The sequence below is a fragment of the Actinomadura meyerae genome, from assembly GCF_900188445.1.
Lineage (GTDB): Bacteria > Actinomycetota > Actinomycetes > Streptosporangiales > Streptosporangiaceae > Spirillospora > Spirillospora meyerae.
Genome location: NZ_FZOR01000002.1, coordinates 314807 through 337387, shown reverse-complemented (window position 1 = coordinate 337387; position 22581 = coordinate 314807). Strand labels below are relative to the sequence as shown.

Sequence of the window (22581 nt, the reverse complement as noted above, 5' to 3'; positions counted from 1 at the left end):
GGTGTGGGGGGTCGTCCCCCCTCGAAAAGTACGCCTAGGCGGAGCGAACCGGGGGGTGCGCTGTGCCCGTTTCGTCCCCTCGCGTGCTCCCTCGTGTGACTCGCGGGGATGACGGAATGTCGGGTTCCGGCTTACCCTGCCTCCGGGGACCCGGTCCTGCGGCGAACGCCGCTCGATACTCCGCGGGTCCCGCGGACAGAGGAGCCCGATGCGCTTCAAAGGCGTCCACCGCAAACCCCGGGAGCAGCGGGCCCGGGAGGTGCTCCGCGGCGGCCGGTTCCGATCCGAGGCGGGTCGGGACGGCGCCGGCCGGGAGGGCGGCCGGGACGAGCTCGCCTACGCCTCGTCCCCGCCCGACTCGGGCCGGACGCGGCCGCGCAGCAACCAGCCGCGCGACCGGTTCGGCCGGTTCCGCAAGGCGGGCCGCGACGACGACTTCGCGGTGGAGGGCCCGGACGCCGCCGGGCCGGACGGCGCCCTGGACACCGCCGGCGGCCCGCGCGGGCTGACCGGCCGCCTCGCGCGGCGCGGGCTCGGGCGGCCGCGCGCCGGAGACTACTCGTGGAGCGACTTCGAGCTGGACGACGACCGGCTCCGCGCCGAGCCGCACCCGCCGGGCATGCCGCACGCCGCCGACGGCCGCCGCCACTGCGGCGTGCTGGAGGGCGTCCTGCACCGGCAGTGGGACGTCCGGGACGGCCCGCCGCCGCCCGAGGTGATCGGCGCGGTGGAGAGCCTGGCGTCGCTGCCCGAGGCCCTGAAGGAGAAGCTCGCGTCCGGGCTGGACGGCATCTACGTGGGGCCGGGCGGCGTCCCGCAGCTCGACGACATGGGCCACCTGCGCGACCGGCCGCTGCCGTCGGGCCGCGCGACCTGGGACATCTGCGCCGGCGCCTACGGCGACCGCAAGATCGTCGTGGGGGACCGGCCGTCCCCGACCCCCGACGTCATGCTGCACGAGGTCGGGCACGCCCTCGACGACATCGACGGCGAGGACGGCGAGTGGACCTCCGACAGCCCCGCGTTCCGCAGGCTGTACGAGGAGTGCCTGCCGCACCTGGCGAGCGCCTTCCACAAGCAGCCGGGCGCGCTCGGCCGCCGCGAGTTCTTCGCCGACGCCTTCGCCGCGATCTCCTCCCGGCAGCGGCCCGCGCTCGTGGATATGCTCGCCGGCAACATCAGGACGGCCCTTGAGGTCATGCTCTTCTTCAACCGCGAGTACGGGATCTAGGAAGCCGTGACGACGGCGACGGCAGACGGCGAGGGTGATCGACGATGTACGTGATCCGGCTCCCCGACGGCACGCTCCGGGTTCCGTACGGTGCCATCGCGGGCGCGGACGGCGCCGAGCCCGGAGCCGAGGCGCCCGAGGGGCGGATCATCGCCGACGCCTACGTCGAGATCGGCCCGGACGACCCCGACTACGAGCGGCTGCTCACCGAGTCGCTCACCGAGGAGGAACTGGCGGAGCGGCGGCGGCGCTGGCGGGACGAGGACGCGGACCTGCTGCGCAGGTTCGAGGAGTGGAAGGGGGACGCGGAGGACTGAGCGCGAGGGACCGCGGGGGCGCCCCCGGGGAGCGGGTGCGATGCCCCGGCCGCCCGGCTGGAAGGGACCGTCGGTGGCGCGGCGGTCCGGGCGGCCAGAGCCTCGTCAGCGGGCCGAATGCTCGGCGACGGGCTCCTCGCCGCGCAGCAGCGCGTGCACCTCGGACTCGCGGAAGCGCCGGTGGCCTCCCGGAGTGCGGATGCTGCTGATACGGCCCGCGGCGGCCCACCGGGTGACCGTCTTCGGGTCGACCCGGAAGAGGGCGGCGACCTCCCCTGGGGTCAGCAGGCGCTCGCTCGTGCTCTCCACGTTTTCTCTCCCCCTTTGTCCCGCTCTCGGCGCGGGTGGACTGTTTACAGTGTGGCGGGTCAAGACCGATTTCTCCCTTGTTTTCGGAAAAGATCACCGACCGTAGTTTCCCGAGCAGGAGCGATCGCGCTGGGTGTTCGCCGCTGCCGTCACCGCACTCGCTCTGACCCCGTTTGACCTGCCAGGTCACGGGCGAAACGGGTTGCGGCGCCCCCGGTCCGCGGCGTGCGAAGTAGTCTTCGAGACCATGTCCGATCTTGTTTCGCTGCCGGAGATCGAGCGCGCCGCCGAGCGCATCGCGGGGGTCGCCGTCCGGACCCCGCTCGTCCCGTTCCCCCGCGACCCCGCCTCCGCCGAGCCGGCGCTGCTGGTGAAGGCCGAGTCGCTGCAGCCGATCGGCGCCTTCAAGGTGCGCGGCGCCTACGCCGCGATCGCCTCCCTCACCGAGGAGCAGCGCGCGGCGGGGGTCGTGACGCACTCCAGCGGCAACCACGCGCAGGCCGTCGCCTACGCGGCCCGCGCCCTCGGCATCAAGGCCGTCCTGGTCATGCCGCACACCACCCCCGGCGTGAAGGTCGAGCGGTGCATCGCGCTCGGCGCCGAGGTCGTCTACGTTGAGCCGACCGGGCAGGCCCGCGCCGCCACCGCGGAACAGCTCGCCTCCGCGCACGGCTTCACGCTGATCCCGCCCTACGACGACGCGCGGGTCATCGCCGGGCAGGGCACGGTCGGGCTGGAGATCGTCCAGGACCGCCCGGACGTCGACGTCGTCCTCGTCCCGGTCAGCGGCGGCGGCCTCATCGCGGGTGTCGCCGCCGCCGTCAAGGCGCTGCGCCCCGAGGCGAAGGTGATCGGCGTCGAGCCGGAGCTGGCCGCCGACGCCCGCGACTCCCTGGCGGCCGGACGGCCGGTGACCTGGGACGCCGAGAAGACCGGCCGGACCCTCGCCGACGCGCTGCGCGTCCAGCGGGTCGGTGACCTGCCGTTCGCGCACATGCGCGCCCAGGTGGACGGCATCGTCACCGTGACCGAGGACGAGATCCGCGGCGCGATGCGCCGGCTGGCCCGCGAGGCCCGCCTGATCGCCGAACCGGGCGGCGCCGTCGCCACCGCCGCCTACCTGCACCACCGCGCCGGACTCCCCGCCGGGCGCACCTATGTGTCCGTCCTGTCCGGCGGCAACGTCGACCCGGCGCTCCTCCTCGACGTGCTGAGGTGACCCCGGGGCCGGAGCGCGCGCGGGCGGGGTTAACCTCGAAGGGCCATGAGCTCCGTCATCCTCTACACCGTCGCGCGGCTCGCGATCTTCGCGGCGACCGCGGGCGTGCTGGCGCTGTTCGGCGCCCGCGGCTACCTGCTCCTGCTGCTCGCCCTGCTGATCAGCGGCGTCGTCAGCTATGTCCTGCTGTCCGCGCAGCGCGACCGCATGTCCGCCGCGGTCACCCGCGGCTTCCGCGCGGGCCGGCGGAAGTACCAGGAGTCCCTCACCAAGGAGGACGCCTGACGGCTCCCGGCGAGCCGGTCCGCCGGTAGCCGAACCAGGGGGGACCACGGGCGCGCGCGGGTCCGGGCAGTCTCTAGGGTGGGGTCATGACCCGCGCCTCTCTTGACAAGAAGCCCGCCGATGTCGCGGCGATGTTCGACGGCACCGCCGAGCGGTACGACCTGCTGAACACGCTGATGACCGGCGGGCAGGACCGGCGGTGGCGGCGGGAGGCCGTCCGGGCGCTGGACGCGCGGCCGGGCGAGCGGATCCTCGACCTCGCGGCCGGGACGGGCACCTCCTCGGTGCCGTTCGCCGAGGCGGGCGCCGACACGGTGGCGTGCGACTTCTCCCTCGGGATGCTGCGCGTCGGCGTGCGGCGGCAGGCGGGGGTGCGGGGGCTGAGCTTCGTGGCGGGCGACGCGCTGTCGCTGCCGTTCGCCGACGGCTCGTTCGACGCCGTCACCATCTCCTTCGGATTGCGCAACGTCGCCGACACCGGCCGGGCGCTGCGCGAGCTGCGCCGGGTCGCGCGGCCGGGCGGCCGGCTGCTGGTGTGCGAGGTGAGCCACCCCCCGAACGCGCTGCTGGCGCTCGGCCACAAGGCGCACCTCAAGTACGGGCTGCCGCTGCTGGCGCGGGTCAGCTCCAATCCCGACTCCTACCGCTACCTCGCCGAGTCGACGCTGGCGTGGCCGGACCAGGCGGGCCTGGCCCGGCTCATCCAGGACGCGGGCTGGGACGCGGTGCGGTGGCGCGACCTCACGTTCGGGGTCGCCGCGATGCACCACGCGGTCAATCCCGGCTGACCACGGCGGCGGGCGCCGTTCGGACCGGTCCAAAGTCAGACCGACCCGGAAGTACCCACCAGTCGTGATAAAGGAATAGACTCCCCGTCGGATCCTTGTGAAGTGCTTCACAAGCGAACGAGCTAAAGAGGAACGCCGTGACCGACTCCACCCGACACGCGGACGTGATCGTCGTCGGGGCAGGCCCCGCCGGATCGTCGACCGCCTACTGGCTGGCGCAGGCCGGCCTGGACGTGTACCTGCTGGAGAAGGCCACCTTCCCGCGGGACAAGATCTGCGGGGACGGGCTCACCCCCCGCGCGGTCCGCGCGCTCGTCAGCATGGGCGTCGACACCAACGACCCGGGGTGGGGGCGCAACCGGGGGCTGCGCATCTACGGCGGCGGGGTGAAGGTCGAGCTGCCCTGGCCGGAGCTCGCCTCCTTCCCCGACTTCGGGCTCGTCCGCAAGCGCACCGACCTCGACGAGCTGCTCGCCCAGCACGCCGCGAAGGCCGGGGCGCAGCTGCTGCAGGGCTGCAACGTGACCGGTCCCATCGTGGACGACCGCACCGACCGCATCACCGGGGTCACCGCCGTCCTCGACGGTGAAGAGGTCGAGTTCCGCGCGCCGCTCGTCGTCGCCGCCGACGGCAACTCGACCCGGCTGTCGCTCGCCATGGGGCTGCGCCGGCGCGAGGACCGCCCGATGGGCGTCGCCGTCCGCCGCTACTTCCAGACGCCGCGCCACGACGACGACTTCATGGAGGCGTGGCTCGAACTGTGGGACGGCGAGCGCCTCCTGCCCGGCTACGGCTGGGTGTTCGGCGTCGGGGACGGCACCTCCAACGTCGGCCTCGGCCTGCTCAACACCAGCAAGGCGTTCCAGAACGTCGACTACCGGGGCATGCTGAAGCGCTGGTGCGCGCAGATGCCCGAGGACTGGCAGTTCGACGAGGAGCACGCGGTCTCCAAGATCCGCGGTGCGGCGCTGCCGATGGGCTTCAACCGGCAGCCGCACTACACCCGGGGCATGCTGCTCGTCGGCGACGCCGGCGGCATGATCAACCCGTTCAACGGCGAGGGCATCGACTACGCGCTGGAGTCCGGCCGGCTGGCCGCCGACATCATGGTGCAGGCGCTCGCCCGGCGCACCCCGGCGCAGCGCGAGCGGACCCTCTACGAGTACCCGCGCATCCTGAAGGACGAGCACGGCGGCTACTTCACCCTCGCCCGCGTCTTCGTGCAGGCCATCGGCGACCCGCGCGTCATGAAGTTCCTGACCTCGCACGGCCTGCCGCACCCGACGCTGATGCGCTTCACCCTCAAGCTCCTGGCCAACCTCACCGACCCCAAGGGCGGGGACGCGATGGACCGGGTCATCAACGCGATGCAGAAGGTGGCGCCGGCGGCATGAGCACACCCCGTACGACGCTCCTGATCGAGCTGATCGGATTCAAGCTTCCGCAGGTGAGCGGACTACAGTGCAGTACCCGAGCCCCTGAGGGGAGCGCTATTGATCACCTTGGTTAGGGTGGCGGGTCGCCGGCGGCCCGTCCCGTACAACGTCGTACGTCCCGAGGAGAGGTCGTAGAGGCATGGATCTCTATATTCCGATCATCGTGCTCGGGGTGCTCGCCTTCGCCTTCGCCGCGGGTTCGGTGCTGATGGCGGCGTTCACCGGGCCGAAGCGGTGGAACCGCGCCCGGCTGGACGCCTACGAGTGCGGCATCGAGCCGACTCCGCAGCCGGTCGGCGGCGGGCGCTTCCCGGTGAAGTACTACCTGACGGCGATGCTGTTCATCGTCTTCGACATTGAGATCATCTTCCTTTACCCCTGGGCGGTCGCGTTCGACCGGATGGGGCTCTTCGGCCTTGTCGAGATGGTCCTTTTCATCGTCACCGTGCTCGTGGCGTACGCCTACATCTGGCGGCGCGGCGGTCTGGAGTGGGACTGACATGGGTCTAGAGGAGAAACTCCCGAGCGGGTTCCTGCTGACCACGGTCGAGCAGGTCGCCGGGTGGGCGCGCAAGAGCTCGGTGTGGCCGGCGACGTTCGGCCTGGCGTGCTGCGCGATCGAGATGATGGCGACCGGCGACCCCCGGCACGACTTCTCCCGGTGGGGGATGGAGCGTGCCTCGGCGACGCCGCGGCAGGCCGACCTGATGATCGTCGCGGGCCGGGTGAGCCAGAAGATGGCGCCGGTGCTGCGGCAGATCTACGACCAGATGACCGAGCCCAAGTGGGTCATCGCGATGGGCGTGTGCGCCTCGTCCGGCGGCATGTTCAACAACTACGCGATCGTGCAGGGCGTGGACCACATCGTCCCGGTCGACATCTACCTGCCCGGCTGCCCGCCGCGGCCGGAGATGCTGCTGGACGCGATCCTGAAGCTGCACGACAAGATCCAGAACACCAAGCTCGGGCCGCAGCGCCAGAAGCAGATCGCCGAGCTGGAAGAGGCCAAGCGCCGCCAGCTCCCCTTGCTGGGACAGGGGGCCTAGATGAGTTCCGAGCACCCTGAGCAGCGGGCCGAGCAGGCCGCCGACCAGCTTCCCGCGCAGGCCGAGGAGGAGCGCCGGGAGCAGCCGATCGCCCGCAAGGGCATGTTCGGCGCGAAGACCACCGGCGACACCTCCGGCTACGGCGGGCTGATCGTCCGGCAGAGCCCGAAGGTGTCGGCGCCGCGCCCCTACGGCGGGCCCGGCGGCGCCACCGAGCGCGGCGAGTTCGACGACATCGCCGACGAGCTGGAGCGGGCTCTGCGGGGTCCGGGGTCGTCCCCGGAGAAGACGGGGCCCGACTTCGGCGACGCGATCGAGCGGGTGGTCGTGCACCGCGGCGAGCTGACCTTCCACGTGAAGCGCGAGCATCTGCGCGAGGTCGCCAAGACCATGCGGGACGAGCCGTCGCTGCGCTTCGAGCTGTGCTCGGGCGTGTCCGGCGTCCACTACCCGAAGGACGAGGGCGCCGAGCTGCACGCGGTCGTGCACCTGCTGTCGATCACGCACAACCGGCGGGTCCGGCTGGAGGCGAGCTGCCCCGACGCCGACCCGCACATCCCCTCGCTCGTCCCCGTCTACCCGACGAGCGACTGGCACGAGCGCGAGACCTACGACTTCTTCGGGATCGTCTTCGACGGCCACCCGGCGCTGACGCGCATCGAGATGCCCGACGACTGGGTGGGGCACCCGCAGCGCAAGGACTACCCGCTGGGCGGCATCCCCGTCGAGTACCGAGGAGCGGAGATCCCGCCGCCGGACGAAAGGCGGTCGTACGTATGAGTTCGACCAAGTACACCGAGTACGACGCCTACGCCGCCGAGGAGGCGGCCGAGGGCAAGGTCTTCGACGTCAACGGGCAGGACTGGGACAAGGTCGTGTCCGCCGCCGAGGACCTCGGCGACGAGCGGCTCGTCATCAACATGGGGCCGCAGCACCCGTCCACGCACGGCGTGCTCCGGCTGATCCTGACGCTCGACGGTGAGACGGTGAACGAGGCCCGGGTGGGCATCGGCTACCTGCACACCGGCATCGAGAAGAACATGGAGTATCGCACCTGGACGCAGGGCACCACGTTCTGCACCCGGATGGACTACCTCGCCCCGCTGTTCAACGAGACGGCGTACTGCCTGAGCGTGGAGCGGCTGCTCGGCATCGAGGACACGATCCCGGAGCGGGCCCAGATCATCCGCGTGATGATGATGGAGCTGAACCGGATCTCCTCGCACCTGGTCGCGATCGCCACGTTCGGGCTGGAGCTCGGCGCGACGACCGTGATGCTGAACGGGTTCATCGAGCGCGAGTACACCCTCGACCTGTTCGAGGAGATCACCGGCCTGCGGATGAACCACGCCTACGTCCGCCCCGGCGGCGTCGCGCAGGACCTCCCGAGCGGCGCCACCAGCAAGATCCGCGACTACCTGGACCGGATGCCGAAGCGGATCCAGGCGCTGCGCAAGCTGATGGACGAGAACCCGGTCTTCAAGGCCCGGACGCAGAACATCGCGTACCTGGACCTGACCGGCTGCATGGCGCTCGGCGTCACCGGCCCCGTGCTCCGCTCCACCGGCCTGCCGTGGGACCTGCGCAAGTCGCAGCCGTACTGCGGTTACGAGACCTACGAGTTCGAGGTCCCGACGCAGGACACCTGCGACGTGTACGGCCGCTACCTCGTCCGGATGGACGAGATGGAGCAGTCGCTGAGGATCGTCGAGCAGTGCCTGGACCGGCTGCAGACGGTCAAGGGCCCGGTCATGATCGAGGACAAGAAGATCGGCTGGCCCGCGCAGCTGGCGATCGGCGCGGACGGCATGGGCAACTCGCCGCGGCACATCGCGCACATCATGGGCACCTCGATGGAGGCGCTGATCCACCACTTCAAGCTGGTCACCGAGGGCTTCCGGGTCCCGGCGGGCCAGGCGTACGTGCCGATCGAGTCGCCGCGCGGCGAGCTCGGCGCGCACGTGGTCAGCGACGGCGGCACCCGCCCGTACCGGGTCCACTTCCGCGAGCCGTCCTTCGTCAACCTGCAGGCCACCCCGGCGATGAGCGAGGGGGGCATGGTCGCCGACATCATCGCCGCCGTGGCCAGCATCGACCCGGTCATGGGGGGAGTGGACCGATGACGTACGAACCCGACGTACGCGAGCGGCTGGAACGGGACGCCAAGGACATCATCGGCCGGTACCCGCGGCCGCGGTCGGCGCTGCTGCCGATGCTGCACCTGGTGCAGTCGGTCGACGGCTACGTCACCCAGGACGGCGTGGAGTTCTGCGCCGAGATGCTCGGCATCACGCCGGCGCAGGTGATGGGCGTCGTCACGTTCTACACGCAGTACAAGCGGGAGCCGGTCGGCGAGTACCACGTCGGCGTCTGCACCAACACGCTGTGCGCGATCATGGGCGGCGACCAGATCTGGGACGAGCTGAGCGAGCACACCGGCGTCGGCCACGACGAGGCCACCCCGGACGGCAAGATCAGCCTGGAGCGGGTCGAGTGCAACGCGGCCTGCGACTTCGCCCCGGTGGTGATGGTCAACTGGGAGTTCTTCGACAACATGACTCCCGAGAAGGCCAAGCAGCTCGTCGACGACCTGCGCCTCGGTAAGGACGTGCTTCCTTCCCGCGGGCCGAACCGCCTCGCCACCTGGCGGGAGGCGTCCCGGGTGCTGGCCGGGTTCCCCGACGGCCTCGCCGGCGAGGGCGTCCAGGCGGGGCCGGAGTCGCTGGTGGGCCTGAAGCTCGCGCACGAGCGCGGGTGGGCGGCGCCGTCCACCGACGATGCGGGCGAGCGTCCGGACGAGCCGGTCAAGCCCGAGCAGATCGCCGAGCCGCCGCACGAGCCCGGCAAGCCGGTTCCGGGCGAGGCCAAGCCCGGCAGCCAGGAGGGACGGAACAAGTGACCACGCTGACCCCCGTCCTCACGAAGAACTGGGACCGCTCCGACTCCTTCACCCGGGCGGGCTACGAGCGCGACGGCGGCTACGCGGCGCTGCGCAAGGCGCTGCGGATGGAGCCGGACGAGATCGTCCAGGCGGTCAAGGACTCCGGCCTCCGCGGCCGCGGCGGCGCCGGGTTCCCCACCGGGATGAAGTGGGGCTTCCTGCCGCCGTCCAGCCCGAACCCGCGCTACCTCGTCGTCAACGCCGACGAGTCCGAGCCGGGCACGTGCAAGGACATCCCGCTGATGATGGCGAACCCGCACGTCCTCGTCGAGGGCGTCATCATCAGCGCGTACGCCATCAAGTCGAACCACGCGTTCATCTACGTGCGCGGCGAGGTCCTGCACGTCATCCGCCGCCTCCAGCAGGCGGTGGCGGAGGCGTACGAGGCCGGCTACATCGGCAAGGACATCCTCGGCTCCGGCTACGACCTGGACGTGGTCGTGCACAGCGGCGCCGGCGCCTACATCTGCGGCGAGGAGACGGCGCTGCTGGACTCCCTGGAGGGGTTCCGCGGCCAGCCCAGGCTGAAGCCCCCCTTCCCCGCGGTCGCGGGCCTCTACGGCGGCCCGACTGTCATCAACAACGTCGAGTCGATCTCCTCGGTTCCCTCGATCGTCGAGAACGGACCGGAATGGTTCGCCTCGATGGGCACCGAGAAGTCGCAGGGCTTCGGGATCTTCTCGCTGTCGGGGCACGTCACCCGGCCCGGCCAGTACGAGGCGCCGCTCGGCATCACGCTGCGGGAGCTGCTCGACATGGCGGGCGGCATCCGCGAGGGCCACCGGCTGAAGTTCTGGACGCCCGGCGGGTCGTCCACCCCGATCTTCACCGAGGAGCACCTGGACGTGCCGCTGGACTTCGAGTCCGTCGGCGCCGCCGGGTCCATGCTCGGCACCCGGGCGCTGCAGATCTTCGACGAGACGACCTGCGTCGTCCGGGCGGTGCTGCGCTGGTCGGAGTTCTACGCGCACGAGTCGTGCGGCAAGTGCACGCCGTGCCGCGAGGGCACCTACTGGTACAAGCTGATGCTCAAGCGGCTGGAGGCGGGCGACGGGACCGAGGAGGACCTGGAGACCCTGCTGGACATCTCCGACAACATCCTCGGCCGCGCGTTCTGCGCCCTCGGCGACGGCGCGACCAGCCCGGTCGTGTCGTCGATCAAGCTGTTCCGGGACGAGTACCTCCAGCACTTCGAGCAGGGCGGCTGCCCGTTCGACCCGGCCAAGTCCACCCTCTGGGGAGGTGCCAAGTGACCGTCACCGACGACAAGTCGGCGGTGGAGAAGGTCGAGATGGTCTCCTGCACCATCGACGGCTTCGAGATCGAGGTGCCGAAGGGCACGCTGATCATCCGGGCCGCCGAGCTGCTCGGCATCCAGATCCCCCGGTTCTGCGAGCACCCGCTGCTCGACCCGATCGGGGCGTGCCGGCAGTGCCTGGTGGAGATCCCGGACGCCGGCAACGGCCGCGGGATGCCGAAGCCGCAGGCGTCCTGCACCACCGCGGTGATGCCGGGCATGGTCGTCAAGACCCAGCTCACCTCGCCGGTGGCCGACAAGGCCCAGCACGGCATCATGGAGTTCCTGCTCATCAACCACCCGCTGGACTGCCCGGTCTGCGACAAGGGCGGCGAGTGCCCGCTGCAGAACCAGGCGATGTCGAACGGGCGCGGCGAGACCCGGTTCCAGGAGACCAAGCGGACCTGGCCGAAGCCGATCCCGCTGTCCAGCCAGGTGCTGCTCGACCGGGAGCGGTGCATCCAGTGCACCCGCTGCACCCGGTTCTCCGAGCAGATCGCCGGCGACCCGTTCATCGACCTGTTCGAGCGGGGCGCCAAGGAGCGGGTCGCGGTCGCCGACGACCGGCCGTTCCACTCCTACTTCTCCGGCAACACCGTGCAGATCTGCCCGGTGGGCGCGCTCACCGGCACCGCGTACCGGTTCCGGTCCCGGCCGTTCGACCTCGTGTCGCAGCCGAGCGTCTGCGAGCACTGCGCGTCCGGCTGCGGGCTGCGCACCGACCACCGGCGCGGCAAGGTCACCCGCCGGCTGGCCGGGGACGAGCCGCAGGTCAACGAGGAGTGGAACTGCGACAAGGGCCGCTGGGCGTTCACCTACACCACCCAGCCGGACCGGCTCACCACGCCGCTCGTCCGGGGTGAGGACGGGGAGCTGGAGCCGGCGTCGTGGCCGGAGGCGCTGGAGATCGCGGCGCGCGGCCTCGCGGCGGCGCGCGGCTCGGTCGGCGTGCTGACCGGCGGCCGCGTCACCCTCGAGGACGCCTACGCCTACGCCAAGTTCGCCCGGGTCGCGCTCGGCACCAACGACGTCGACTTCCGGGCCCGGCCGCTGTCGGACGAGGAGTCGAGGTTCCTCGCCTCGTCGGTCGCGGGACGCTCCATCGAGGTGTCCTACGCCGACCTGGAGAAGGCGCCCGCCGTCCTCCTCGCCGGGTTCGAGCCGGAGGAGGAGTCGCCGATCGTGTTCCTGCGGCTCCGCAAGGCGTACCGCAAGAACGGCGTGAAGGTGATCGCCGCGGCCCCGTTCGCGACCCGCGGGCTCGCCAAGGTCGGCGGGACGCTGCTGCCGACGGCGCCCGGCGCGGAGGCCGACACGCTCGGCTCCCTCCTCGGGGACGACGGCCGCTCCGACGTCCGGACGCTGCTGGAGACGCCGGGCGCGGTGATCCTGGTCGGTGAGCGGCTCGCCGCCGCCCCGGGCGCGCTGACCGCGGCGGTCCGGGTGGCGCGGGCGACCGGCGCGAAGCTCGCGTGGGTGCCGCGCCGGGCCGGGGAGCGCGGCGCGGTGGAGGCCGGGGCGCTGCCCGGGCTGCTGCCGATCGGCCGCCCGGTCGCCGACCCCGCCGCGCGGGCCGAGGTCGCCCGCACCTGGGGCGTCGCGGAGCTGCCCGAGGCCCCCGGCGCGGACACCGCCGGGATCATCGCGGCGGCGGCGCGGGGCGAGCGGGGCGCGCTGCTCGTCGGCGGCGTCGACCCCTACGACCTGCCCGACCCGGAGGCGATGCTCCGGGCGCTCGACGCGGCCCCGTTCGTGGTGAGCCTGGAGCAGCGGCCGAGCGCGGTCACCGACCGCGCCGACGTGGTGCTGCCGGTCGCGGCCGTCGCGGAGAAGGCCGGGACGTTCGTCGACTGGGAGGGCCGCGGCCGCCCGTTCGACGTCGTGCTGAAGCAAGCCGGGCGGATGTCGGACCTGCGGGTGCTGGACGCGCTCGCCGACGAGATGGACGTCCACCTCGGCCTGCCCGGACCGGACGCGGCGCGCCGCGAGCTGGCCGGCCTCGGCGCGTACCGCGGCGAGCGCCCGGACGCGCCGAACACGGCGCCGGAGCTGCCGCCGCACCCCGAGCAGGGCGAGGCGCTGGTCGCCACGTGGCGGCTGCTGCTGGACCGGGGCCGCCTGCAGGACGGGGAGCCGTTCCTCGCGGGCACCGCCAAGGCGTCCGTGGCCCGGCTGTCGCCCGCGACCGCCGCCGAGATCGGCGCGACCGAGGCGGTGACGGTGTCGGCCGCGCGCGGCGAGGTGACGCTGCCGCTGGAGATCACCCCGGACCTGCCCGACCGGGTGGTGTGGCTGCCGACGAACTCGGCCGGCTGCGCCCTCTACCGGGATCTGGGCGCCGCCGCGGGCGGCGTCGTCAAGATCGCGAGCGGGGTGCTCGCGAGCACCGTGCGCAACGTGGGAGGTGGCGAATGAGCCCGCTCGCCGCGGCGCCGGCCGCCGAGCCGCCGCTGCAGGACTTCGGGCACGACCCGTGGTGGCTGATCGGCGGCAAGGTCCTGGTCATCTTCGCGTTCCTCGTGGTGACCGTGCTGATGACGATGTGGATCGAGCGGCGCGTCATCGGCCGGATGCAGCTGCGCGTCGGCCCGAACCGCGCCGGGCCCTTCGGCCTGCTGCAGGGCCTCGCCGACGGCGTCAAGCTGGCGCTGAAGGAGGACATCGTCCCCCGCCAGGTGGACAAGGTGGTGTTCATCCTGGCGCCGGTGATGGCGGCGGTGCCGGCCTTCATCTCGTTCATCATCATCCCGTTCGGGCCGACGGTGTCGGTCTTCGGGCACCAGACGGCGCTGCAGGGCACCGACCTGCCGGTCGCGGTCCTGCTGGTCCTCGCGATGTCGTCGATGGGGATCTACGGCGTGGTGCTGGCCGGCTGGTCGTCGATGTCGCCGTACTCGCTGCTCGGCGGGCTCCGCTCGTCCGCGCAGATGATCTCCTACGAGATCGCGATGGGGCTGTCGTTCGTCGCGGTGTTCATGTTCGCCGGCTCGATGTCGACCTCGGAGATCGTCGCGGCGCAGCAGGACAAGTGGTTCGTGCTGCTGCTCGCGCCGTCGTTCATCATCTACGTGATCACGATGATGGGCGAGTCGAACCGCATCCCGTTCGACCTCCCCGAGGGCGAGGGCGAGATCGTCGGCGGCTTCCACACGGAGTACTCGTCGCTGAAGTTCGCGATGTTCTTCCTCGCGGAGTACATCAACCTCACGACGCTGTCGGCGCTCGCCACCACGATGTTCCTCGGCGGCTGGCGCGCGCCCGCGCCGATCTCCACGGTGTGGGCCGGGGCCAACTCCGGCTGGTGGCCGGTGCTGTGGTTCCTCATCAAGATCTTCCTGTTCATCTTCTTCTTCATCTGGCTGCGCGGCACGCTCCCGCGGGTCCGCTACGACCAGCTGATGAAGCTCGGCTGGAAGGTGCTGATCCCGGTCTCGCTCGGCTGGATCCTGCTGGTCGCCGCGATCCGCGCCTTCAAGAACGAGGGCTACGACATGCAGCAGATCGCGATCGGCACCGCGGTGGCCGCCGCGGTCGTGCTGGTCGCGACGGTGATCTGGGAGATGGTCCGCGGCGGCGAGGACGGCAAGGAGATCGTCCCCGGCGCGGCGGAGGGGCCGCGCCCCGATCCGGCCGCGGGCGGGTTCCCGGTGCCGCCGCTGGACGCGCCCCACTACCACGGCCGCGCCCGCGAGCCGGTCCGGCCCGCCACGATCGAAACCCCTCCTGAGGAGGTCACCAGTGGGACTCACTGATTTTTTGAACCCGGTCAAGGGGTTCGGGGTCTCGTTCCACCAGATGTTCATGAAGAGCGAGACCGTTCAGTACCCCGAGGTGAAGAAGCCGACCGCCCCGCGCTTCCACGGGCGGCACCAGCTGAACCGGTGGCCGGACGGGCTGGAGAAGTGCATCGGCTGCGAGCTGTGCGCGTGGGCCTGCCCGGCGGACGCCATCTTCGTCGAGGGGGCCGACAACACCGAGGACGAGCGGTACTCGCCCGGTGAGCGGTACGGCCGCACGTACCAGATCAACTACCTGCGCTGCATCCTCTGCGGGCTGTGCATCGAGGCGTGCCCCACCCGGGCGCTCACGATGACCAACGAGTACGAGCTCGCCGACGACAGCCGGGAGAGCCTGATCTACACCAAGGACATGCTGCTCGCGCCGCTGCGCGAGGGCATGGAGACGCCGCCGCACGCCATGCGGCTCGGCGACACCGAGGAGGACTACTACCGCCTCGGCCTCCAGTCCGACGAGGCGCCGGCCGGGGCACCCGAGGGCGGTGAGGGCAAATGAGCACGGCGCACGTCCTCGCCGGGCCGATCGCCCAGCAGGTCGCCGACAAGCAGTCGGGGGAGCCGTTCTTCTTCTGGCTGCTGGCCGTGGTGGCGGTCGCCGGCGCGCTCGGCATGATCCTCGTGCGCAAGGCGGTGCACTCGGCGCTGCTGCTGGCGACCGTGATGCTCAGCCTCGCCGCGCTGTACGCGATCCAGAACGCGCCGTTCCTGGCCTTCGTCCAGGTGATCGTCTACACCGGCGCGGTGCTGATGCTGTTCCTGTTCGTGATGATGGTCGTCGGAGTGAGTTCCACCGATTCGCTGGTGGAGACGATCCGGGGCCAGCGCTTCTGGGGCGTGATCGCCGCGGTCGGGTTCCTCGCCCTGCTGGTGACGGGCCTCGGCAACGCGGCGCTCGGCGACTCGGCGGGCCTGAACCAGGCGAACGCCGAGGGCAACGTGATCGGCCTGGCCCGGCTGCTGTTCTCCAAGTACGTGTTCGCGTTCGAGGCGACCAGCGCCCTGCTGATCACCGCGGCGCTGGGCGCGATGGTGCTGGCGCACCGGGAGCGCACCGAGCCCAAGCCGACCCAGAAGGACCTGTCCAAGGGGCGCTTCCTCAGCGGCGACCACCCGGGCCCGCTGCCGGGCCCCGGCACCTACGCCCGGCACAACGCCGTGGACATGCCGGCGCTGCTGCCGGACGGGACGCCGTCGGAGCTGTCGGTCAACCCGGTCATCGCGGCCCGCACCGACACCGCCGAGCGGCACGCCGACCTGTACGGCGGCACCGAGGAGGAGGCGATGGAGCGGGACGTGGCCGCGGTCAGGGCGGTCACCGACGAGGCCGCCGCGGCCGACGCCGAGGAGCGCTCCGTCAAGTCGGGGACGCCGGCCGCGGGCGGCGGCGCGAGTGAAGGCGAGGCTGGTCAATGAGTCCGGGGCACTACCTGGCTCTCTCGGCGATCCTGTTCACCATCGGAGCGCTCGGCGTCCTCGTGCGGCGCAACGCGATCGTGGTGTTCATGTGCATCGAGCTCATGCTGAACGCGACGAACCTGGCGTTCGTCTCGTTCTCCCGCATGCACGGCAACCTCGACGGCCAGATCATCGCGTTCTTCGTGATGGTGGTGGCCGCCGCGGAGGTCGTGGTGGGCCTGGCGATCATCATGACCATCTTCCGGACCCGCAGGTCCTCGTCGGTCGACGACGCGAACCTGCTGAAGTACTGAGAGGTCGGGGATGAAAGCGGAAGGCATCCAGGCCGCGTCCTGGCTTCTCATCGCGCTCCCGCTCGCGGGCGCCGCGATCCTCCTGCTCGGGGGGAGGCGCACCGACAAGTGGGGCCACCTGCTCGGCACGGCCATGTCGGTCGCGTCGTTCGCGGTGGGCCTCGCGATGTTCGCCCAGATGCTCGGGTACGGCGCCGAGGAGCGGCGCCGCACCCTGCACCTGTGGGACTTCATCGACGTGGGCTCGTTCAAGGTCGGCATGGACCTGCTGGTGGACCCGCTGTCCATCAGCTTCGTCCTGCTGATCACCGGGGTGGGCTCGCTCATCCACATCTACTCCATCGGCTACATGGCCGAGGACCCCCAGCGCCGCAAGTTCTTCGCGTACCTGAACCTGTTCGTCGCGGCGATGCTGCTGCTGGTGCTGGGCAGCAACTACCTGGTCATGTTCCTCGGCTGGGAGGGCGTGGGTCTCGCGTCCTACCTGCTGATCGGGTTCTGGCAGCACAAGCCGACCGCGGCGACCGCGGCGAAGAAGGCGTTCGTCGTCAACCGCGTCGGCGACATGGGGCTGATCATCGCGATCGCGCTGCTGTTCGCGACGTTCGGCACCATCGACTACGGGCCGATCCTCGGGACCGGCCCCGAGCACGCGGGCCTGGCGACCCAGCTGAGCTCCGGCACCGCCACCGCGATCGGGCTGCTCCTGCTGCTCGGCGCGTGCGGCAAGTCGGCGCAGCTGCCGCTCCAGTCCTGGCTGCTGGACGCCATGGAGGGCCCGACCCCGGTGTCGGCGCTCATCCACGCCGCCACGATGGTGACGGCGGGCGTCTACCTGATCGTCCGGTCCGGGCCGGTCTTCGAGATGTCGGAGACCGCGCAGCTCGTCGTGACGATCGTCGGCGCGGCCACGCTGCTCGCCGGTGCGATCATCGGGTGCGCGAAGGACGACATCAAGAAGGCCCTCGCCGGGTCGACGATGTCGCAGATCGGCTACATGACGCTGGCCGCCGGGCTCGGCAAGGCCGGGTACGTCTTCGCCATCGCGCACCTCATCGCGCACGGCTTCTTCAAGGCGGGCCTGTTCCTCGGCGCCGGCTCGGTCATGCACGGCATGAAGGACGACGTGAACATGCGCCACTACGGCGCGCTGCGCGGCGTCATGATGGCCACCGCGGTGACGTTCGGGCTCGGGTACCTCGCGATCATCGGGTTCCCGTTCCTGTCCGGCTGGTTCACCAAGGACGCCATCATCGAGGCGGCGTTCGACAAGGGCGGGACGTCCGGGGCGATCCTCGGCACCTGCGCGGTGATCGGCGCCGCCGTGACCGCGTACTACATGTCGCGCGTCATGTTCATGACGTTCTTCGGCGAGAAGCGCTGGGCGGACGACGTCCACCCGCACGAGTCGCCGAAGGTCATGACGATCCCGCTGATGCTGCTCGCGGTCGGCTCCGTCGCCGCCGGCGGCTTCCTCATCCTCGGCGGGTTCGCCGACTTCCTGGAGCCGGTCGTCGGGGCGCCCGAGCACGAGCACGAGTTCGCGTTCATCACCGGCCCGGGCATCGCGGTCTTCGTGCTGATGGTCATCGGCGTGGTGATCGCGTGGCGGCAGTACGGCGCCCGCAAGGTGCCGCGCGAGGCGCCCAAGGGCTCGTTCGTCACCGTCGCGGCCCGCCGGGACCTGTACGGCGACGCGATCAACGAGTCGCTGCTCATGCGGCCCGGCCAGTGGCTGACCCGCCTCGCGGTCTGGTTCGACGGGCGCGGCGTCGACGGCCTCGTCAACGGCACGGCCGCCGGGGTCGGCGGCAGCTCGGGCCGGCTCCGCCGCGTGCAGACCGGCTTCGCCCGTTCCTACGCACTCTCGATGCTGGGCGGTGCGGCCCTGGTGGTCGCGGCGCTCCTGGTGGTGAACGTTTCATGAGCGACTTTCCCTGGCTGAGCGTCCTCATCGGACTGCCACTGGTGGGCGCGCTGCTGCTCATCGCCATCCCGCGGCAGCGGGAGGCGCTGGTCAAGCAGTTCGCGCTCGGCGTCTCCCTCGTCGTCGCGGCGCTCACCGGCGTCATGGCGGCGGGCTTCGACGCGGGCGGGGCGCGCTTCCAGTTCGAAGAGAAGTACTGGTGGATCAAGGAGTTCGGGGTCCACTGGGCGCTCGGGGTCGACGGCGTCGCGCTGACGCTGATCCTGCTGTCGGTCATCCTCGTCCCGCTGGTCATCCTGGCCTCCTGGAACGAGGCGGACCGCTCCGGCGGCACCGACGTGCCGGCGAAGCGGTCCGCGAAGACCTACTTCGCGCTGCTGCTGTCGCTGGAAGCGGCCATGATCGGCGTCTTCGCGGCGACCGACGTGTTCCTCTTCTACGTCTTCTTCGAGGCGATGCTGATCCCGGTGTACTTCATCATCGGGTCCTACGGCGGCGCGCAGCGCTCCTACGCCGCGGTGAAGTTCCTGCTGTACTCGCTGTTCGGCGGGCTGCTGATGCTCGTCGCGGTCATCTGGCTGTACCCGCTGTCGGCCAAGTCCACCGCGGACGGCGGCCTCGGCCACGGCACGTTCATGTTCGACGAGCTGTCGAAGATGAACATCGACCCGACGACGGCGAAGTGGCTGTTCCTCGGCTTCTTCGTCGCGTTTGCGATCAAGGCGCCGATGGTGCCGGTGCACACCTGGCTGCCGGACGCCGCGCAGCAGTCCCCGGCCGGGGCGCTGGTGCTGATCGTCGGCGTGCTGGACAAGGTCGGCACCTACGGGATGCTCCGGTTCTGCCTGGAGCTGTTCCCCGGCGCGGCCAAGTGGGCGACGCCGGCCGTGCTCGCCTTCGCGGTCGTCAGCATCGTCTACGGCGCGATCCTCGCGATCGGGCAGGTCGACATGAAGCGGCTGATCGCCTACACGTCGGTCTCCCACTTCGGGTTCATCGTGCTCGGCATCTTCGCGATGACGTCGCAGGCCCAGTCCGGCGCGGCGCTCTACATGGTGAACCACGGGTTCTCCACCGGCGCGCTGTTCCTGATCGTCGGGTTCCTGATCGTCCGGCGCAGGTCGGCGCGGATCTCCGACTTCGGCGGCGTGCAGAAGGTCGCCCCGGTGCTCGCCGGGACGTTCCTGATCGCCGGACTGTCCGGGCTGTCGCTGCCCGGCCTGTCGCCGTTCGTGTCGGAGTTCCTGGTCGTGGTCGGCACGTTCAGCCGCTACGAGTGGGCCGCCGTCGCCTCCATCATCGCCATCGTGCTCGCCGCCATCTACATCCTGTGGATGTACCAGCGGACCATGGGCGGCCCGCCGGTGCCCGCGGTGGAGGGCATGAAGGACCTGTCCGCCCGGGAGAAGTGGGTCATCGCCCCGATCATCGCGATCATCGTGGCGATGGGCTTCTTCCCGCAGCCGGTGCTGCACGTGATCAACCCGTCGGTGGACCACACGCTGGCCCGGGTCGACCAGCACGACCCGGCGCCGGACATCACCGGTAACGTCGCCGAGAACGGAGCCCGTCCATGAGCACCTCCAGCCAGGTGAGCGCGGTCCTCGCGCAAGGGGGTGACATCCCCGCGCCGCACATCGAGTACGGGCAGATCGCCCCGCTGCTCCTGATCCTCGGCGCCGCCGTCGTGGGCGTGCTCGTCGAGGCGTTCGTCGGCCGCAACGCCCGCTACTACGTGCAGGTCCCGCTGGCGTTCCTCGGCCTCGCCGGCGGCTTCGGCTGGACGGTCGCGCTCGCATGGCGCGACGACCCGCACCACGTCGCGGCGGAGGGCGCGCTCGGGGTGGACGGGCCGACGCTGTTCATCCAGGGCACCATCCTGCTGCTGGGGCTCGTCAGCCTGCTGCTGATCGCCGAGCGCGGCGGCCACGCGACCGGCGGGCACTTCGCCGCGCAGGCGTCCGCGCTGCCCGGCACCGACGCCGAGCAGCGGACCGCGGTGGCGGGGGTCACCCAGACCGAGGTGTACCCGCTGATGATGTTCGCCGTCGCCGGGATGGTGATGTTCCCGGCCGCGAACGACCTGCTCACGATGTTCGTGGCGCTGGAGGTCATGTCGCTGCCGCTGTACCTGCTGTGCGGGCTCGCCCGCCGGCGGCGCCTCCTCTCCCAGGAGGCGGCGGTCAAGTACTTCCTGCTCGGCGCGTTCTCGTCGGCGTTCTTCCTGTACGGCGCGGCACTGCTGTACGGGTACTCCGGGTCGGTGCGGCTGGCGGACATCTCGGCCGAGATCGGCAAGGACGCCGGCAACGAGACCCTGCTGCTCGCGGGCGTCGCGCTGCTGTCGGTCGGGCTGCTGTTCAAGCTCGGCGGCGTCCCCTTCCACATGTGGAAGCCGGACGTGTACCAGGGCGCCCCCACCCCGATCACGGCGCTGATGGCGTCCGGGACGGTCGTCGCCGCGTTCGGCGGGATCCTGCGCGTCTACTACGTGGCGTTCGAGACGCTGCGCTGGGACTGGCGGCCCGTCATGTGGGGTGTGGCGATTCTCACCATGGTCGCCGGGTCGATCATCGCGATCACGCAGACCGACATCAAGCGGATGCTGGCCTACTCGTCCATCGCGCACGCGGGCTTCCTGCTCATGGGCGTGATCGCCAGCTCCCCGCACGGCCTGTCGAGCAGCCTGTTCTACCTGCTCGCGTACGGCTTCACCTCGGTCGGCGCGTTCGCCGTCGTCACGATGGTGCGGGACGCGGGCGGCGAGGCCGGGCACCTGTCCCGGTGGGCCGGGCTCGGCAAGCGCTCCCCGGTGGTCGCGGGCGTGTTCGCCTTCTTCCTGCTGGCGTTCGCGGGCATCCCGCTCACCAGCGGGTTCACCGGGAAGTTCGCGGTGTTCAAGGCCGCCGTCGAGGAGGGCGCGACGCCGCTGGTCATCGTCGCGGTCATCTCGTCCGCGGTCGCCGCGTTCTTCTACGTCCGGGTCATCGTGGTGATGTTCTTCAGCGAGCCCGACGCCGAGGGGCCGGTCGTGGTGGCCGGGCCGGCGACCGCGGTAGCGGTGGCGCTCGGTGTGACGGCTACTGTGGTACTCGGCGTGCTCCCGCAGCCGGTCCTGGACCTCGCGGGTCAGGCCACGACCCACATGTTCGTCCGTTAGGGAGTCCGGGTGAGCCACCCATCCGCGGAGAAGTCCGGCGGGCCGGCCGTGAAGGCGGCCGGCCCGTTCGGCCTTCCGATCGACGCCGCGCTCGCGTCCGACGCCAAGGCGCGCCTGACCGACGTCGAGGCCCTCCTGCTCGACTGCGTGCGCGGCGAGGACCCGCTGCTCACCGAGGCTTCCGAGCACCTCGTCGAGGCGGGCGGCAAGCGGTTCCGGCCCATGCTGGTCCTGCTCGCCTCCCACTTCGGCGACCCCGCCGCCCCCGGTGTGGTGCCGGCCGCCGTCGTCGTCGAGCTGACCCACCTCGGCACCCTCTACCACGACGACGTGATGGACGAGGCGACCGTCCGCCGCGGCCAGGAGTCGGCGAACTCCCGCTGGACGAACACCGTCGCGATCCTCACCGGCGACTACCTGTTCGCCCGCGCGTCCGACCTGCTCGCCGACCTCGGCCCGGAGGCGGTCCGCATCCAGGCCCGCGCGTTCGCGCGGCTCGTCCGCGGCCAGATCCAGGAGACCGTCGGCCCCGGCGACGACGCCGACCCCCTCAAGCACTACCTCCAGGTCGTCGCCGACAAGACCGCGTCGCTGATCACGGTCTCCGGCCAGTTCGGCGCGCTGCTGTCGGGCGCCCCGTCGCACGTCGTCGACACGGTCACCTCCGCCTGCGAGAAGATCGGCATCGCGTTCCAGCTGTCCGACGACATCCTCGACATCGACTCCGAGACCGAGGAGTCGGGCAAGACCCCCGGCACCGACCTGCGCGAGGGCATCCGCACGCTGCCGATGCACCACGTCCTCGCCGGCGTCGGCTCGGGCCCGGACGACGCCCGCCTCCGCGAGCTGCTCGTCCAGGACCTCACCGACGACGCGCTGCACGCCGAGGCCCTCGCGCTGCTGCGCGCCCACCCGGCGATGGACCGCGCCCGCGCCGACCTGCGCCGGTGGGCCGAGGACGCGCGGACCGAGCTCCTCACCCTCCCGGACGTCCCGGCCCGCGAGGCGTTCACCAACCTCTGCGACTACGTCGTCTCCCGTACCGGCTGAGTCGTCTCCCGTACCGGCTGACCTCCCCGGTCCTCCGGTCGCGGACGCGACAGGGGCCGGCGAGCGCGG

Annotated in this window: 22 protein-coding genes; 21 read left to right on the top strand and 1 reads right to left on the bottom strand. The window is 71.3% G+C overall.

Annotated features, from left to right (window positions below; genetic code table 11):
* Positions 1 to 208: 208 nt before the first annotated feature.
* Positions 209 to 1231, top strand: coding sequence for a hypothetical protein (locus CHF16_RS04410; protein ID WP_089324577.1), 1023 nt, complete (start codon positions 209 to 211; stop codon positions 1229 to 1231).
* A gap of 44 nt (positions 1232 to 1275) precedes the next feature.
* A complete protein-coding gene (locus CHF16_RS04405; RefSeq protein ID WP_089324576.1) occupies positions 1276 to 1548 on the top strand; it encodes a hypothetical protein in 273 nt (90 codons plus the stop codon).
* A gap of 105 nt (positions 1549 to 1653) precedes the next feature.
* On the opposite strand, the gene CHF16_RS04400 is transcribed toward CHF16_RS04405, so the two are convergent.
* Positions 1654 to 1857 carry a BldC family transcriptional regulator gene (locus CHF16_RS04400; RefSeq protein WP_021593176.1) on the bottom strand — a complete coding sequence of 68 codons (204 nt, stop codon included), beginning with the start codon at positions 1855 to 1857 and terminating at the stop codon, positions 1654 to 1656.
* A 247-nt stretch (positions 1858 to 2104) separates the two neighbouring features.
* Between CHF16_RS04400 and CHF16_RS04395 the strand changes: the two genes are divergently transcribed.
* From CHF16_RS04395 to CHF16_RS04305, 19 genes are all read left to right on the top strand, one after another.
* Complete coding sequence (locus tag CHF16_RS04395; protein WP_089324575.1) at positions 2105 to 3076, top strand: threonine ammonia-lyase; 972 nt, start codon at positions 2105 to 2107, stop codon at positions 3074 to 3076.
* A gap of 45 nt (positions 3077 to 3121) precedes the next feature.
* Positions 3122 to 3361 carry a DUF4229 domain-containing protein gene (locus CHF16_RS04390; RefSeq protein WP_179271379.1) on the top strand — a complete coding sequence of 80 codons (240 nt, stop codon included), beginning with the start codon at positions 3122 to 3124 and terminating at the stop codon, positions 3359 to 3361.
* Between the two features lie 86 nt (positions 3362 to 3447).
* On the top strand, positions 3448 to 4149 hold the full coding sequence (locus CHF16_RS04385) for a demethylmenaquinone methyltransferase (protein WP_089324574.1): 702 nt from the start codon (positions 3448 to 3450) through the stop codon (positions 4147 to 4149).
* Between the two features lie 137 nt (positions 4150 to 4286).
* A complete protein-coding gene (locus CHF16_RS04380; protein ID WP_089324573.1) occupies positions 4287 to 5543 on the top strand; it encodes a geranylgeranyl reductase family protein in 1257 nt (418 codons plus the stop codon).
* Positions 5544 to 5724: 181 nt separating this feature from the next.
* The gene (locus tag CHF16_RS04375) at positions 5725 to 6084 is read left to right on the top strand and encodes an NADH-quinone oxidoreductase subunit A (RefSeq protein ID WP_089324572.1); all 360 of its coding nucleotides are present in this window, start codon (positions 5725 to 5727) and stop codon (positions 6082 to 6084) included.
* 1 nt (position 6085) lies between these two features.
* On the top strand, positions 6086 to 6631 hold the full coding sequence (locus CHF16_RS04370) for a NuoB/complex I 20 kDa subunit family protein (RefSeq protein ID WP_089324571.1): 546 nt from the start codon (positions 6086 to 6088) through the stop codon (positions 6629 to 6631).
* Positions 6632 to 7411, top strand: a complete 780-nt coding sequence (locus tag CHF16_RS04365; RefSeq protein WP_089324570.1) for an NADH-quinone oxidoreductase subunit C — start codon at positions 6632 to 6634, stop codon at positions 7409 to 7411.
* Positions 7408 to 8754, top strand: coding sequence for an NADH-quinone oxidoreductase subunit D (locus tag CHF16_RS04360; RefSeq protein ID WP_089324569.1), 1347 nt, complete (start codon positions 7408 to 7410; stop codon positions 8752 to 8754). The genes CHF16_RS04365 and CHF16_RS04360 overlap by 4 nt, the downstream gene beginning before the upstream one ends.
* The gene (gene nuoE, locus CHF16_RS04355) at positions 8751 to 9530 is read left to right on the top strand and encodes an NADH-quinone oxidoreductase subunit NuoE (protein WP_089324568.1); all 780 of its coding nucleotides are present in this window, start codon (positions 8751 to 8753) and stop codon (positions 9528 to 9530) included. The genes CHF16_RS04360 and nuoE overlap by 4 nt, the downstream gene beginning before the upstream one ends.
* Positions 9527 to 10825 (top strand): NADH-quinone oxidoreductase subunit NuoF, encoded by a 1299-nt coding sequence (gene nuoF, locus CHF16_RS04350; protein ID WP_089324567.1) that lies wholly within the window; start codon positions 9527 to 9529, stop codon positions 10823 to 10825. Before nuoE ends, nuoF begins: the two co-directional genes overlap by 4 nt.
* Complete coding sequence (locus CHF16_RS04345; RefSeq protein ID WP_089324566.1) at positions 10822 to 13284, top strand: NADH-quinone oxidoreductase subunit G; 2463 nt, start codon at positions 10822 to 10824, stop codon at positions 13282 to 13284. The genes nuoF and CHF16_RS04345 overlap by 4 nt, the downstream gene beginning before the upstream one ends.
* Positions 13281 to 14621, top strand: a complete 1341-nt coding sequence (gene nuoH / locus CHF16_RS04340) for an NADH-quinone oxidoreductase subunit NuoH (protein WP_089324565.1) — start codon at positions 13281 to 13283, stop codon at positions 14619 to 14621. The genes CHF16_RS04345 and nuoH overlap by 4 nt, the downstream gene beginning before the upstream one ends.
* Before the next feature lie 43 nt (positions 14622 to 14664).
* A complete protein-coding gene (nuoI, locus tag CHF16_RS04335) occupies positions 14665 to 15162 on the top strand; it encodes an NADH-quinone oxidoreductase subunit NuoI (protein WP_245868211.1) in 498 nt (165 codons plus the stop codon).
* The gene (locus tag CHF16_RS04330; RefSeq protein WP_089324563.1) at positions 15159 to 16079 is read left to right on the top strand and encodes an NADH-quinone oxidoreductase subunit J; all 921 of its coding nucleotides are present in this window, start codon (positions 15159 to 15161) and stop codon (positions 16077 to 16079) included. Before nuoI ends, CHF16_RS04330 begins: the two co-directional genes overlap by 4 nt.
* On the top strand, positions 16076 to 16375 hold the full coding sequence (gene nuoK, locus CHF16_RS04325) for an NADH-quinone oxidoreductase subunit NuoK (RefSeq protein WP_089324562.1): 300 nt from the start codon (positions 16076 to 16078) through the stop codon (positions 16373 to 16375). The genes CHF16_RS04330 and nuoK overlap by 4 nt, the downstream gene beginning before the upstream one ends.
* Before the next feature lie 10 nt (positions 16376 to 16385).
* On the top strand, positions 16386 to 18302 hold the full coding sequence (gene nuoL / locus CHF16_RS04320) for an NADH-quinone oxidoreductase subunit L (protein WP_089324561.1): 1917 nt from the start codon (positions 16386 to 16388) through the stop codon (positions 18300 to 18302).
* Entirely contained in the window at positions 18299 to 19879 is a 1581-nt protein-coding gene (locus CHF16_RS04315) for an NADH-quinone oxidoreductase subunit M (RefSeq protein ID WP_089324560.1), read from the top strand. Before nuoL ends, CHF16_RS04315 begins: the two co-directional genes overlap by 4 nt.
* Positions 19876 to 21462, top strand: coding sequence for an NADH-quinone oxidoreductase subunit NuoN (nuoN, locus tag CHF16_RS04310; protein ID WP_089324559.1), 1587 nt, complete (start codon positions 19876 to 19878; stop codon positions 21460 to 21462). The genes CHF16_RS04315 and nuoN overlap by 4 nt, the downstream gene beginning before the upstream one ends.
* 48 nt (positions 21463 to 21510) lie before the next feature.
* A complete protein-coding gene (locus CHF16_RS04305) occupies positions 21511 to 22512 on the top strand; it encodes a polyprenyl synthetase family protein (protein ID WP_089324558.1) in 1002 nt (333 codons plus the stop codon).
* Positions 22513 to 22581 lie beyond the last annotated feature (69 nt).